Consider the following 14389-nt stretch of genomic DNA (forward strand, 5'->3'; position numbering starts at 1 on the left):
CGCACGAGAAGGTAGGGAGCCGCGTGACCACACCAGCCGCAGCCGTCTGGGGACGTGCCGAGCAGCAGGACTTCCGCGCCCGGGTGCGCGGCTGCCTGCTGGGCGGGGCCATCGGCGACGCTCTGGGCGCCGGGGTCGCCGCGCTGTCCCTGGACGAGATACGCGCCGCCCACGGTCCGGACGGGGTCACCGATCTCGTTCCCGCCTACGGCCGCCGCGGCGCGGTCACCGCCGCCACCCAGTTGACCCTCTTCACCGTCGACGGCCTCATACGCGCCCAGGTCCGCCGCGACACCGGCGCCTGGCACCCGCCGACCGACGTCCACCGCGCCCATCTGCGCTGGGCGGCAACCCAGCGCGACTGGGGGCCCGACGAGCGTCGCAAGGACAACGGCTGGCTCGCCCGTGAGGAATGGCTCTACACCCGCCGCGACCCGACCCCCGCCTGTCTCACCGGTCTCGCGGACGAGGTGCTCGGCACCGTCGACAAGCCCAAGAACCCCACCGCCCGCGACGCCGGTGCGCTCGTCCGCTCCGCTCCCTTCGGGCTGCTCGTGGGCTGGGAGCCGCAGCTGGTCTGCCAGCTGGCCGTGGAGTGCGCGGCGCAGACCCACGGCCACCCCACCGCGTACCTCTCGGCCGGCGCCTTCGCAGTGATCGTCCACGGGCTGGCCCGGGGCGAGACCGTCGACGGGTCCGTCCAGCGGGCGCTGTCCCTGCTCACGCCCAGGCCAGGGCACCAGCCCGTGAGCGACGCGCTCAAGCAGGCCCTGGGCGCCGTACGCCAGGGCATTCCGAGTGCCGCCCGCATCGACGCGCTCGGTGACCCCGAGAACGCCGAGGACGCTCTCGCCGTAGCCGTCTACTGCACCCTCGTCAGCGAGGACGTCCGCCACGGGCTCCGTCTCGCCGTCAACCACGACGGTCCCTCCCACACCACCGGCACTCTCTGCGGCGCCCTGCTCGGCGCGCTGCACGGAGAGACGGCCCTGCCGCCCGCCTGGCTGTCCGAGATCGAGGGCCGCTCCACGGTCCTCGAACTCGCCGACGACTTCGCCATGGAGATGACGCAGGGCCCGGCGCTCCACGGTCCCGCCGCCTCCGCCCCCGGCTGGCTCCAGCGCTACCCGCGCGGCTGAGTGCGGCCGGCCCCGGCCTGCTCGCACGACGGTCGAGGGCGGTCGGCCTCCGGGCAGTCGGCACGCGCTCCGGCCCGAGCGCCGGGGCGGGGCGGCTTCCACTACGGGTGAGCGCTCCGGCACTCCCCGGGCGACTGGGTCCGGACCGTAGTGGTGCCGCCCGGTCCGATGTGGTGACTGCCGTACTGCCCGGGTCTGCGGCGGTGGGGGCAATGCTGCCTGGTCTGCGGTGGTGGATGCCGTGTCGTCCGGTTTGTGGCGGTGGCGGCTACCGCATCAGTTCTCCGGCGTTGACCAGGAGGGACTGGCCCGTGATCGAGCGGGCGCGGTCCGAGGCAAGGAAGGCGACGGCCTCGGCGACGTCCCCGTCGGTGGCGAGTTCCGGGAGGGCCATGCGTTCCGTGAGGCGGGACAGCACCTCGGACTCGGGAACGCCTTCGGTGCCGGCGGTGAACCGGACGTACGCCTGGACCGGTGGGCCCCACATCCAACCGGGGAGCACCGTGTTGACCCGTATCCGGTGCGGGCCGAGCTCGCGGGCCAGGGAGTACATGGCGGAGGTCAGCGCGCCCTTCGACGCCGCGTACGCCGCCTGCCGGACCTGGGAGGGGGCGGCCACCGCGGACTGGGTGCCGATGATGACGACCGATCCGCCGCGCTCCTTGAGGGCGGGCAGACAGGCGCGTGTCATGCGCAGGGTGCCCAGCAGATTGACGTCGACGATCTGCTGCCAGGTGGCGAAGTCTGCGTCCTCGACGCCGCCGAAGTGGGTGTCCCATGCAGCGACGTGCGCGACGGCGTCGATGCGCCCGAAGCGCTCCAGCGCGAGGGCGGCGAGCGCTTCGCACTGGGCCTCGTCGGTGATGTCGGTGGGGCGGTGGGCGGTGTGGGTGCCGGCGGGGTCGATCTCACCGGCGGTCTTCACGAGGTTCGCCTCGGTGCGGGCACCGAGGACGGCGTTGCCGCCGTCCCGTACCACGGTCTCGGCGACGCGGTGTCCGAGTCCGGCGCCGACGCCGGACACGATGACGGTCTTCTTCTGCAGCAGCATCTCGGCGGCTCCCGGCTCTGGCCCTTTACCTGACGGTGCGTCAGAGTAGGTCCGTCGACCCCGGGAGGGAAGGGGAGCGCCGTGCTGGGAAGGGAGCGTCGTGAGCGAGGACACCCGGTCCGGGCTGTACGCGGAACTGGCGGCCGTCGGCCCTTACGGGGTGCGTCCCGGCCATGCGCTGATCACCATGGTCGAGCCGCGTCCCGGCCATGAGTACGCGTACAACCGCTGGTACGAGGACGACCACTACTACGCGGGCGCCATGGCGATGCCCTGGGTGTTCGCGGGGCGCCGCTGGGTCGCCACCCGCGATCTGCAGCTGCTGCGCTACCCGGAGAAGTCGGCGGTGGCACAGCCGGTCACCGCAGGCTGCTACATCTCCACCTACTGGATCACCGAGGGGCGTTACGACGACCACATGCGCTGGACGGTCGGGATCAACAGGCGGCTCAATCGCGACGGCCGCGTCCACCAGGCCCGCACCCATGTGTTCACCGCCTTCCAGGACCATGTGGCGACCGTCTACCGGGACGGCGCCGCGGGTCCGCGCGACTACCACGCGCTCGACCATCCGTACGCGGGGCTGGTCGTGGAGGTGGTCGACGCGGAGAGTCCGGAGTGCCGGGCGGAGCTGCTGGAGTGGCTGCGGTCGCGGGAACTGCCGAAGCGGCTCGCGCCGAAGGGCGACACCGTCTGCCCGGCGGCGATGGTGACCGTGTTCCGGCCCACGCCTCTGCCGCTGGACCGGATGACATACGTGAAACAGGTGGAGGGCGTCGACACCCGGCTGACGCTGCTGTGGTTCCTGGAACAGGACCCGAGACACGGCTGGGAGGAGCACTTCGCCGGGCTGGAAGCGGGAGAGCTGGGGAGGATCGAGCTGGTGGCGCCGTTCATTCCGACGGTCCCCGGTACGGACCGCTATGTGGACGAGCTGCGTTAGCGGCGTTTCGTGCAAGACGGTGAGGCCGCTCAACGGGGGCCGGCAACCACCTGACAGTGATCGCAGTCCCACCTATTGTGGTCGTTCGGACCTGTTTCTGACGGGCGGATTGTCGGGCAAGGGGGACTTGCGTGGAAGCACAGATGATGGATCTCGCGCGCACCGCCGGGACTGCAGTGGTGACACTCATGGCCACTGATGCGTGGGAGAGAACCCGAGAGGGAGTCGTCGCGCTGTGGCGGCGGGTCAGTCCCTCCCGCGCAGACGGCGTGGAGGGGGAACTGGAAGCCGCTCGGGACGATCTCCTGCTCGCGCGGGAGAACGGCGACGAGCTCGTCGAGCAGGAATTGAGCGAGGAGTGGGCAGGCCGCCTTCGCCGTCTTCTTCGTGACCGGCCGGATGTTGCGGTGGAGCTTCGCCGGATTCTCGCGCACCTAGACCCGGATGAGCAGACCCAGACCAGAACGGTTCGGATGAGGGCCGAAGCGTCAGGGAGTGGACGTGTCTATCAAGCCGGTCGCGACCAGCACATTGCAGAGAGGTGACTGAGCCACCACGCGCGGAGGGCGTGGTACACGGCCGTGCGTCGGGCCAGGGGCGTGTGTATCAGACCACGGGCGACCAGCACATTACGGAACACCATCACTATTACGGGGCTGGCGAGGCCGGATCGCTTTTTGGATCGTCAGTGCCGCGCCGTATCGTGCACGCCCATGCGGACGTGCTGCGGAATGGGCCAGCAGCACCCGACTCCGTCCGGTTGCCGCTCGTCGGGAGGATGCCACGCCACCTCCGGGACCGTAAGGCCCTCATGGCAGGGCTGCTTGAGGCTGCCGGTGGCCATGGAGGGATCCACGTGCTTCACGGGACGGGGGGATGCGGCAAGACGGCAGTCGCGCAGGCGCTGTTCCACTCGGTGACGAGTCGCCTCGACGCTGTCGGTCTCTGGGTCAATGCGTCGGAGCGAGCCACGTTCCGGGCAGGCATGCTGGCAGTGGCCGCAGATCGCGGCGCGCAGTCCGTGGAATTGGCCTCGGCCTACGCGGGCCAGCGTGCGGCAGCAGATCTTGTCTGGCACTACCTGGACAGCTCGCCGCAGAGGTGGGTTCTTGTACTGGACAACGCGGACGATCCTGCGGTGCTGGAAGAGGGTAGGTGGCTGCGGGCCAGCCAGCAGGGAACCGTCGTCGTTACTACCAGACAAGGAACGTCGCCGGTATGGCAAGGGGCGCAGTTGCACCGAGTAGGCACTCTGCCGGTGGAGGACGCCGCACTCATCCTTCGAGATCTCGCACCCGACTCCGGCACGCTTGAGGAGGCACGGTCCATGGCTCAGCGGCTGGACTGCCTACCTCTCGCTCTGACGCTGGCGGGGTCGTTCTTGTCCCGGCAACTCCTGGAGAGCTGGTCCATGAGTGACTACCAACGCCGTCTTGAGGACGACTCTACGGAATTGATCGACCGAGGGGCGGATTCCGAGGGAGACGCACGGCATATGGTCGGCAGGACCTGGCAGATCTCTCTCGACAGGCTGGAGAGGGCTGGAGCGCCTGAATCAGTCACGCTCATGCGGCTGTTGTCGTGCTTCAGTTCCGACCCGCTGCCCCTGGCGTTGCTCCACCCACGGAAACTGGCCATGACCGACCTGGACCATGCCACGCCCTCTCTGAAGGCCCAGCGAGTGGAGGTCGCCCTGCGCGGCCTCTTGGACCATTCCCTGGTCGCACTCGTGGACGTCGAGCGTGGTGACGTCGGGGTCCGGTGTATCAGGGCTCACGGGGTACTGCTGGACAGCATTGCCGCCTCGGTACCGGACAACCAGAGGGTGCTCCTCATGACATCGGCGGTTCGCCTGCTCGCCGAGGAGTTCCCCGAGGATCTTCGGGCGGCTCGGGCGGTCGGTGGTGTTGGGTGGCTGGCGCCTCACGTGGTGAATCTGCTGCGTCGGGTTCCTGACTCGGAGGTTACCCTGGAATTGGTCGAGCTGGCCGTTCGATTGGCCGCCTTGACGTTCGACATGGGTGACTATCACGCGTCATCCTCGGTGGCACGTTCTGCAGCCGAGGCCGGCCAGCGGCAGCTGGGTGGGGACCATCATGTGACATTGAGGGCTCGTCATCGGTTGGCCCTTGCGCTGTTCAGGCTAGGCCGATTCGAGGAATCCGAGAGATTGCACCGGAATGTCCTCGAGGTCCGGGTCCGGCTCCTTGGTCAGGAGCATGGCGAAACACTGGCGAGCCTGCAGGACATTCACGAGCCGCTAGGTCAGTTGGGCAGGCTAGAGGACTGCGTGGCCTCGCTTCGGGAGGTCGAGGCGATCCGAGCGCGGATTTTGGGTTCTGATCATCCTGACACTCTCCACGTGCGTGCCCTTCTCATTGAATACTTGGCGAATCCAGGCTCGGAGGAAGAGTTCGACGAATTCGCGCCCGCTGCGGTCGCGATATGTGAGGAACGCTTGGGGGATGAATCCTTCACAACGGTAACCGCTCGCCATAATTTCGCTTACGGACTCTACGTCTTCGGTCGATGGGCGCAAGCGGAGGAAGTGGCTCGTATGGCGGTGTCGGACCGCGAGCGGTTCCACGGTGCGGAGCACTACCTCACCCTCTCGGCGAAGGTCCTCCTGAGTTGGATTCTGGAGAAGCGCGGGCGCCGTGAGGAGGCCGTCATCCTTGCGCGAAGCGTCGTCGAAGGGCAGGAAAGGGTGCTTGGTGTTGAGCATCCGTACGTGCTGGCCAATCGGGCCAGCCTCGCGGCTTCTCTCGCTGCGAGCGGCCGCGTCGCGGAGGCGGTTGCCCTGGCGGCCCGGAATCTCCCACTGTGTGAGCGGACTCTCGGTCCCAGTGATCCTGTGACCGTCAAATCTCGTGCCGTCGTGGACGAACTGGGCGGAGCCGGGGCAGAAGGCAGCCCCCTCGGCCAGGACGGCGGGCCGGTCGAGAGGGCTTGACTGCAGGTTCTGCTGAGACGTGGTCGGCGAGGGTTGCCGGTCAGCCCTCGCAGCTGATTCCGGTGATGAATGCCGACCATGTCTCAGCGGTGAAGCCCAGCGGAGGGCGGTGAGGCGCCTTTGAATCACGCACGGCTACCAAGATCTGATCTTTCGCCTTGATCTCCACACAATCGCCGTTGACGGCAGAGTACGAGGACTTGGTCCATTCCGTCAGGGACGCAGCTTGCCGGATGTGCATAGTGACTCCGATGGTTGTGCCAGGTGTGCGGGTGCCTCGAGCCGCTGTCTCCAACGGCTCCGAGATCGAAGCTACGCTCCAACATCCCTTACGGCAGGGTGTGTTCACCCATCCGGATGGCATTATCTGTCGAAGTCTATTCAGCCTGAGCTCATGAGTGTATAGTGCCCGCGCTCCCGGTCAGCCTCCGTAACTCTCCGATACCTGGTGGATGAATTCCATCGACTGCTCGGCGCTGAGTGCCTTGGCTCGAAGATGCTCGTACATGACTGTGTAGCTTTGTACGTCGTTGGGCTTCTCAAGGTAGAGGTCGCTGGTCACACCCTCGAGGTAGACGACGCTGGCGTCCATGGCGTCCTGGAACTCCAGGATGGCGAATTTTCCGTACATGCCAGGATGAGCCCCTACGGCATAGGGCAGGACCTGCAACGTCACGTGCGGCTGCAGGCTCAGCTCAGCGAGGTGTTTGAGTTGGTCTGCCATGATCCGGTCATTGCCGACTACGCGGCGCAGCAGGGCCTCGTCGATGACGGCCCAGAACCGGAGTGGGTTGTCGGGGTCCTTGAGGCGGTCCTGTCGCTTGAGTCGGATCTGAATGCGCTTGTCGATCTCGCTCTGTGTGGCTTCGGGCCACATCCCCTCGATGACTGCATGGGCGTAATCGTGTGTCTGGAGTAGGCCGGGCACGATCAGCGATTCGTAGACCCGGAGGCTGGCCGCGTCCGTCTCCAGGCCGATGTAGACGCTGTAGGGGATGTCGCCGAAGGCGTGCCACCAGCCCTGCTGGCGCGAGTCCTTGGCCATCTGCATCAGAGAGTCGACCACGCGGTGGTCCTCGACCTCGTACACTCCGCAGAGGTCGCGCACATCGCGCTGGCTGATCGAGCGCCTGCCGTTCTCCAGTCGACTGATCTTCGACTGGGAGACGAGCAGGCGATCCGCCACCTCCTCCGCGGTCATGCCCTTGAGTTCGCGGAGCCGGCGCAACTCCTGGCCCAAACGGCGGCGCCTGACGGTGGGGTTGACGTTGGACGCCACGGGAACTGCACCTCCGGCTGTGGACTGCTGTGCTGTCCTTGTTGCTGTGCGTATCTACGTCTCAGCAGACTGCCACCAAAGGTGCTGCTCGCGCTGGAAAACGACGACACGCACGCACAATGCGGGGGACAAAACACCGGCTGCGCGCGGCGCGTGGTGGAGGCGCGCACCCGTGGGCGCGCGAGGAGGGCGCGGGTGCGCGCGTGTGAGCCCGCAGCGGGCGCGGTCGCATGCGTGGGAACGCGACGCCGGCGCGGGGTCATGCGTACCCGAGTGTCCTCGTGAAGTGGGCGCGGGACTGAGGGCGCGAGGGCGGGGTGCGCGCGTCAGGTGTGCGCATGCCGAAGAGAGAGCGCGGGGCGGTCGACGGTGCGACTGCCCCGCGCTCTCTGCGGCTCCCGAACCGGTCTCGTGCGACGCCGGTGCGGCGGTTCTCCCGGGCGGGCGGGCGCGCTAACGGGTGGTTCACGGCCGCGTCCACCGTCGCGCGGGTGCGTCGTGCGCATCCGTGCGACGTGTCCGCTTCCGAGTGCCCAGCCCGGTCCGTACCCCTACGCGTATCCGGGCCGTTGGCCTCTACGGGTACTAGTGAGCGGCGGCGCGGGCCATGCTGCCGCGTCCTGACGGCATCTGGACGGCCGACTGCCGACCCGGTGCCGCCGAACCACGGCGCGGCTGCGCCGATGCGCCGTTCTGAACGTCCATCACGGCGTGCGCCACGAGTCCGCCCATGGGGTCGTGCCTGATCAGATCCCGGAGCCGGGAGCGGGATGACCGCCCCTCGTTGCCGGGATAGAGGTGCTTGCCCAGGCCGACCGCGTGCGCCAGTGCGGCGAGTGCGGCCGTCCGGGGGTCCGGCGGTACGCCGGTGCGGATCGCGCTGTCCAGCCGGGCCCTGATCTCCCGGCTGATCGTCGTGTCCGTCGCCTGGTAGCGAGTCGTCGGCAGCACCCCGCACATCTGGCCCGCCACGGCATGGACCATGCCGCACCTTTCCAGATGTGAAAGGTAGGTCTGGCGCAACCCCAGCCGGGGCCCGCCGATCCAGTGGACAGCGCGGACCGGACTGCCGCGCCTGCGCAGCAGTTCCAGTGCGGAGTCCAGTGTCGGATCTCCTGTCGGCCGTGGCATCACCACGGCGATACGATCCCCGTCTGGGGCTATCCGTCCTGCCAGGGCCAGCTCCACTAGCTGTGCTCCGGCCAGGCCGAGGTCGAGCGACTGCGGCTGCGCTGTGGTACCCGTGGCCGGGTCCAGAGCGAGCAGCAGAAGCTCCTCCGGAAGTGTTCTGCGGCTCCTGCCCATCCATGCCTCCCCGCGTGGATGAATGACAGAGTGACGCCTCTCACATTGGTCTGTCGAGAGCGCCTGGGTGCTTCGTGTGGGAACCGGCAGGTATGTCGTTCTCGTCTAGCACGGGGGCCAAGGGGTTCACACAGGACACTGAGAGATGGTTCGGACAGTGGTGCGGGTGGTACCAGCGCCACGGCGGATTCAGTTTGAGGCACGGAGGAGGCACGGTGGCGGGCGAGTCCCCCGACAAGTCGGAGCAGCAGAAGTCGTCGGGGGAGACGACTCCGGGCGAACGTGATCCGCGGCTTGCCGTGGCCCGTTCGGCGGGGGCGTCCACCGAGGGGCGTGCCGACCAGCCGACGGCGGTGTTCAGGACGCTGCCGTCGGAGCCGGAGGAGCGCGCCGCGGCCTCGAAGTCGTCCGAACCGACGTCCTCGGACCCGTCCGCCGGCGCCGACGCCGACGGGCGCACGGGCACGGGCACGGGCACGGATGGGGACGCACCCGAGTCCGCGACCGTTTCCGACGACCCGGCCGGTTCGGCCACCTCCGGGGACCGCCCCGCCGACGGCGACGACCGCCTCCGTGCGGCGGTGGCCGCGTGGGTCTCCGGCAAGGGCGACACGGCGGACGAGACCGCGGACGAGACCGCGAAGGCGGGTCCCGCCGCGGACGGAGGTACGAGCGAGGGAACGCGTGATGGGCAGGCCCCGGCCGCCGCACCCGCCGCCGCACCCGCCGGCGAGGCCTCCGACGACGACGAGGCGGACGCGGACGTTCCGGGGGCGGTGGAGGGCGAGGACGCCCCTGAACGTGCCTCCAGCGCCCACCAGGCGGCCGACAGGGCAGGGAAGAGGTCCACGGCGCCCCCGCCCCGCAAATCCGTGGACGCGGAAGCGTCGGCCGACACGGACCAGGGCGAGGACGACGAGGACACGGCCGGCAGGAACGCGGCCGGCAGGAGCGCGGTCGGCAGGAGCGCGGGCGCTTCGACCTCGGACGGTTCGAGCCCGAGCGAGCAGGGCTCCCGGACGAGGGCGCCCAGCTGGGCCGCTGCCCGGAGCGCCGACAAGGACACCGCCACCGCCGAGAACGGCCCCGCGGAGGGGCCCGCGAGCGGTACCGACGGCGCCGTCGCGTCGACGGGTTCCGCCAGGGCGGCCGATGACGACGCCGGGAACGCCGGTGACACCCGGGACCGGACGGCCGTCGACCAACCGACGGCCGTCTTCAAGGCCCTGTCCCGGCCCGCCGTGGACCAGCCGACCACCGCGTTGAAGATCACTTCGCAGCCCGCCGCACCGAAGCGGGCCGCGACGTCCTCCGACTCGTCCGCCGGCTCGGCGCAGTCGGACGCGGACGGCGCGGATGCGGAGCGTCCGGGCTCGGAGGGTACGGAGAAGGAGGCCGAGCGCACCACTGCGCTCAGGGTCACCGGGCCCCCGAGCGAGAGGTCGGGGCCCGAGTCGAGGTCCGGCGCGAAGTCGGCGTCCGACGACGGGGCCGGGGCCAGGGGCACCACTGGCGAGAAGGCGGCGTCCGGCCGCAGCGGTGCCTCCGGGTCCGCGCCGGCCGCCCCGGCGTCCGGGTCCGCCCTCGACCGGACTTCCGGCGACGCCCCCGAGTCCGCTGCCGAAACCGCCGGCGAAACCTCTGCCGACTCCGCTCCCGAGGCCGCCGCCGAGCGGACCAGCACGTTCGTACCGCTGCGGCGCGACGACGTACGCCCCGCCCCGCCCCCTGCGCGGTCGGCGCCTCCGACCGCGAAGCCGGCCGGGCCCGTGGCGTCCCCCGCCGCCCCGCCCGCCGCGCTCACCGAGCCCGAGCGCACCAAGCAGCAGCCGCTGCCGCCCAAGCCGCCGCTCGATCTGCTCGCCGAACTGACGAACACCCCGCCGCCCCCCCAGACCCCCGTCCGCACCCTGGTACGGCGGGTCAGGATCTGGACGCCGCTCGTCGTGCTGCTCCTGATCGTCTTCGCAGTCGTACAGACCGTACGTCCGCTCCCGGACCCCACTCTCTCGCTGACGGCCGAGCCGACGTACGAGTTCGGAGGGGCCGCCCCGCAGCTGCCCTGGCCCGCCAAGGGCCAGGCGTACATGGCCGCGTCCGGGCTCGGCACGCTCGGCTCCTCCGGGGAGCAGAAGCCCGTGCCGATCGCGAGTGTGACCAAGTCCATGACGGCGTACGTGATCCTCAAGAACCACCCGCTCAAGCCGGGCGAGCCGGGTCCCATGATCGAGATCGACGCCAAGGGCGAGGCGGAAGGACAGCTCGACAAGACGGACAACGAGTCGACGCTCAACACCGTCAAGAAGGGCGACAAGATCAGCCTGAGGGACGCGCTGGCGGCGATCATGATTCCGTCCGCGAACAACATCGCGCGCCAGCTCGCGCGCTGGGACTCGGGCTCCGAGAAGGCGTTCGTCGAGAAGATGAACGCCGCCGCGGACGAGCTCGGGATGGAGAACACGACGTACACGGACCCGTCCGGGCTGGACGCGACGACGGTCAGCACGGCCGAGGACCAGGTCAAGCTGGGGCTGAAGCTGGTCGAGATCAAAGCCCTGATGGACATCACCAGATTGCCCGAGTGGACGGACCCGTCGGGCAAGACATGGCGGAACTACAACGAGCTGCCGCCCTACGACGGCGCGCTCGGAATCAAGACGGGCAGCACCACCAAGGCCGGTGGCAACCTCCTGTTCGCCGCCCACAAGATGGTCGGCGACACGGACCAGCTGATCGTCGGTGCCGTGCTCGCGCAGTACGACACCCCGATCCTCGGTACCGCGATCAAGGCGAGCAGGGAGCTGATGCTCGCGACGCAGGACGCCCTGAAGAACGCGACGATCGTCAAGAAGGGCCAGGTCGTCGGCGTGGTCGAGGACGGCCTGGGCGGTTCGGTCCCGCTGGTGGCCACCAAGGACGTCAAGGCCGTCGGCTGGTCCGGGCTCACCGTCAAGCTCGAGTTGACGAACGGCGGCAAGCTCCCGCCGCACGAGGCGGCGGCCGGCACGGTCGTCGGGTCGCTGACCGTCGGCGAGGGCGCCAGCCAGGTCACCGTGCCGGTCGCCCTCCAGGAGGCCCTCGTGGAACCCGGGTTCGGTGCCAGGCTGACCCGCCTGGGCTGACATCGGGCGGCCGGACGGGGGGCACGGACCTCCGTGCCCCCGTCCGGCGCATCAACACCGTGCTAGCGTCCCCGGATCGCGGCGTCTCCCGGCCCGGGGGCACTTCGCGAAGCCGGGACGGCGTCCCCGAGCACGGGAAGCGACCACGGGAGCCGCAGTGACCACCGTCGAGCCGACACACGCGGGCGAGAGCAGCGCCGTGAGAGGTCCACGAGCCGCGAAGGACCCACGAATAGGGGAGGATTCCGGATCCGGATCCCCTGAGTCCGTCGCGTGCCCCGTCTCCTCCGGGCGCCCCGCACCCCACGAGACCGCAGCATCGGCCGCGTCCGTCGTGGCTGCTGCGCCCGCCGTGACTGCCGGATCCGTCGTGCTTACCGGGTCTTTTGCTCCCTCGTCCGCCTCGTCCACCTCGTCCGCGTCCGCCTCGGCCTCCGGGACCCGCGTGGCTCCGGGGCCGCGTGAGGCCGCCGCGAGCCGGGAGTTGTCCACGTCCCCTGGAATCCCCGCACCTCATGGGCCGGTCGGGACGTCCGAGGCTCCCGCGTCTGGCGAGGCTCCCGTGTCTTCCCGGCGCCCGGCCTCGCGCGCGGCACGGCTCGACGGTTCGGAACGCGGCTCCGAGGCCCAAGGCACCGACTTCGACGGCTCAGGCGTCGAAGGCGCCGGGCTCGACGGTGCTACGCGCGACGGCTCTGGGCCCACCGGCTCCCGGTTCGCCGGCGCGCGGCCCACCGGCTCCCTGTCCGCCGGCTCCCGGTTCGTCGGCGCGCTGTCGCCGCGCCCCGTCCTCGTGGCAAGCGGGCTGGCGGCCTTCCTCCACCTCGGGTGGTTCTTCTTCTTCGCCAACAGCGGCGGTGACATCGCCGCTCAGGACGCCTGGGCCGAGTTCGTCGGCCGGCACCCCGACTCGGCGTACAACCTCGCCTGGTACGGCGGGATGCACCCGGTCTCGTACAGCGTGGTGTCCCCGTACCTGATGTCCCTCCTCGGCGTGCGCACGACGATGATGGTCGTCGGCACCCTTTCCGCCGCGCTGACCGCGCTGATCCTGACGCGAGTACGGGCGGTCCGGAACCCGCTGGCATGCGCGCTGGCCGGGGTGTTCGCGTTCTTCTGCAACGCGCTGTCGGGGCGGGTCACGTTCGGGCTGGGGATGGTGTTCGCCCTCGGGGCGGTCGCCGCGGTGTTCTGCTGGCCCCACCGCTGGCGGCGGAAACGCTGGGCCAAGGCCGCGTTCGCCGCGCCGCTGGCCGGCCTCGCGACCGCATCGAGCCCGGTCGCGGGCCTGTTCCTCGGGGTCGTCGCCGCGGCGCTGTTCCTGAACGGGCGCCGTCCGGGCGCCTACGCGCTCGGGATCGCCCCGGTCGTGGTCGTGGCGCTGTCGGCGTGGCTGTTCCCGTTCTCCGGTACGCAGCCGATGTCATTGGGCTCGACCTCGCTGCCCTTCCTCTTCGGGGTCCTCGTCCTCGTCCTCGTACCGCGTGAGTGGCGCACCGTCCGTACCGCGGCCGGGGTGTACTCCGCGGGCACGCTGCTGACCTTCCTCGTGGACTCGCAGATCGGCTCGAACGTCTCGCGGCTCGCGATGCTGTTCGCGGGGGTCGTGCTGCTGGCGGCGCTGCCGTACGCCGCGCCGCGTTCGCGCAGGTGGTACGCGGTCGTCCTGGCGTTCGCGGGGCTCAACGCATGGATCGGCTTCAAGAGCGTCGACGACATCGTGCGCACCGCGCCGGCGGCGTCATGGACGCGGGAACTCGCGCCACTGGTGAACGAACTCCAGGAGGTCGGCGCCGAGAAGGGCCGTGTGGAGGTCGTACCGGCCAGCAGCCACCGCGAGGCGTCGGCGCTCGCGCCCTACGTCAACCTCGCGCGCGGCTGGAACCGGCAGGCGGACATGGAGCGCAACCCGCTCTTCTACGACGACACGCTCGACGCCACGAACTACCGGGAGTGGCTGGACCGCTGGGCCGTCCACTACGTGGTGCTGCCGAAGGGCAAGCCGGACTCGGGTGCCCGGCAGGAGGCGGAGCTGGTCGAGCGCGGACAGCCCTATCTGAAGCCGGTGTGGTCGGACGCGAACTGGCGGCTCTTCGCCGTCCGCGAGCCGACGCCGCTCGCGGACCCTCCGGCGACCGTGGACCGGGCGGGAGCCGGTGAGCTGCGGATCCATGTGCGCGAGGCGGGCAGGGTGTTGATCCGCGTCCCGTACTCGCCGTGGCTGGGGCTCGTGGACGAGCAGGGCCGGAGTGTGGAGCAGCCACAGGAGACCGCGGCGTCGATGCTCCGGGAGGACGACGAGCCGAAGACCTTCGTCAATGTCGCCGGCTGTCTGACGAAGGCGGAGGAGGACACGGAGGGGGACGAATGGACGGAACTCCTCGCCCCGCGCGCGGGTGTCTACCGGCTGGCGGCCCCGTACCAGCTCCCTCGCGGTACACCGTGTCCGGAGGAGCTGAGCGGGAGGCGCTGAGCGGGACGGGGAGCCGGGGGGCCGGGCCGGAGGAGCTGAGGGGGAAGGCGCTGAGCGGACGGACGGGCGGACGGGCGGGCGCCCCCGGTCGCCGGGGCGGCGGCGAGCGACTTCGGGCCGACGG

The 14389-nt window shown here is 70.1% G+C and carries 10 protein-coding genes; 6 read left to right on the top strand and 4 right to left on the bottom strand.

Annotation, left to right across the window (positions count from 1 at the left end; all coding sequences use genetic code 11):
- Window positions 1–23 precede the first annotated feature (23 nt).
- Window positions 24–1139 (top strand): ADP-ribosylglycohydrolase family protein, encoded by a 1116-nt coding sequence (locus tag O7595_RS19100; protein ID WP_269729866.1) that lies wholly within the window; start codon window positions 24–26, stop codon window positions 1137–1139.
- A gap of 268 nt (window positions 1140–1407) precedes the next feature.
- Here the strand turns inward: O7595_RS19100 and O7595_RS19105 are convergent, their stop codons facing one another.
- Window positions 1408–2190 (bottom strand): SDR family oxidoreductase, encoded by a 783-nt coding sequence (locus O7595_RS19105; protein WP_269729867.1) that lies wholly within the window; start codon window positions 2188–2190, stop codon window positions 1408–1410.
- 100 nt (window positions 2191–2290) lie between these two features.
- Between O7595_RS19105 and O7595_RS19110 the strand changes: the two genes are divergently transcribed.
- The 3 genes from O7595_RS19110 to O7595_RS19120 all read left to right on the top strand — a co-directional run bounded on the left by O7595_RS19110 (window position 2291) and on the right by O7595_RS19120 (window position 6086).
- Window positions 2291–3133: a hypothetical protein gene (locus O7595_RS19110; protein WP_269729868.1), complete on the top strand. Its 843-nt coding sequence runs from the start codon at window positions 2291–2293 to the stop codon at window positions 3131–3133.
- A 131-nt stretch (window positions 3134–3264) separates the two neighbouring features.
- Entirely contained in the window at window positions 3265–3678 is a 414-nt protein-coding gene (locus tag O7595_RS19115; RefSeq protein WP_269729869.1) for a hypothetical protein, read from the top strand.
- Window positions 3679–3944: 266 nt separating this feature from the next.
- Window positions 3945–6086, top strand: a complete 2142-nt coding sequence (locus O7595_RS19120; protein WP_269729870.1) for a tetratricopeptide repeat protein — start codon at window positions 3945–3947, stop codon at window positions 6084–6086.
- 40 nt (window positions 6087–6126) lie between these two features.
- On the opposite strand, the gene O7595_RS33665 is transcribed toward O7595_RS19120, so the two are convergent.
- The 3 genes from O7595_RS33665 to O7595_RS19135 form a co-directional block, all read right to left on the bottom strand.
- Window positions 6127–6450, bottom strand: coding sequence for a DUF397 domain-containing protein (locus tag O7595_RS33665; protein WP_332328194.1), 324 nt, complete (start codon window positions 6448–6450; stop codon window positions 6127–6129).
- Between the two features lie 57 nt (window positions 6451–6507).
- Entirely contained in the window at window positions 6508–7365 is an 858-nt protein-coding gene (locus tag O7595_RS19130; RefSeq protein WP_269729872.1) for a helix-turn-helix domain-containing protein, read from the bottom strand.
- 585 nt (window positions 7366–7950) lie between these two features.
- A complete protein-coding gene (locus tag O7595_RS19135; RefSeq protein WP_269729873.1) occupies window positions 7951–8670 on the bottom strand; it encodes a GOLPH3/VPS74 family protein in 720 nt (239 codons plus the stop codon).
- Between the two features lie 215 nt (window positions 8671–8885).
- Here O7595_RS19135 and O7595_RS19140 point away from each other — a divergent pair, with 215 nt between their 5' ends.
- Both O7595_RS19140 and O7595_RS19145 read left to right on the top strand, forming a co-directional pair.
- A complete protein-coding gene (locus tag O7595_RS19140) occupies window positions 8886–11792 on the top strand; it encodes a hypothetical protein (protein WP_269729874.1) in 2907 nt (968 codons plus the stop codon).
- Window positions 11793–12597: 805 nt separating this feature from the next.
- Window positions 12598–14265 (top strand): MFS transporter, encoded by a 1668-nt coding sequence (locus O7595_RS19145; protein WP_443071842.1) that lies wholly within the window; start codon window positions 12598–12600, stop codon window positions 14263–14265.
- The last annotated feature ends 124 nt before the right edge of the window (window positions 14266–14389 follow it).

The organism is Streptomyces sp. WMMC940, assembly GCF_027460265.1.
Taxonomy (GTDB): domain Bacteria; phylum Actinomycetota; class Actinomycetes; order Streptomycetales; family Streptomycetaceae; genus Streptomyces.

Coding starts and splice junctions, on each gene's coding strand:
- O7595_RS19105 (WP_269729867.1), bottom strand. CDS start 2,190: ATGCTGCTGCAGAAGAAGACCGTCATCGTGTCCGGCGTCGGCGCCGGA.
- O7595_RS19120 (WP_269729870.1), top strand. CDS start 3,945: ATGGCAGGGCTGCTTGAGGCTGCCGGTGGCCATGGAGGGATCCACGTG.
- O7595_RS33665 (WP_332328194.1), bottom strand. CDS start 6,450: ATGCCATCCGGATGGGTGAACACACCCTGCCGTAAGGGATGTTGGAGC.
- O7595_RS19135 (WP_269729873.1), bottom strand. CDS start 8,670: ATGGGCAGGAGCCGCAGAACACTTCCGGAGGAGCTTCTGCTGCTCGCT.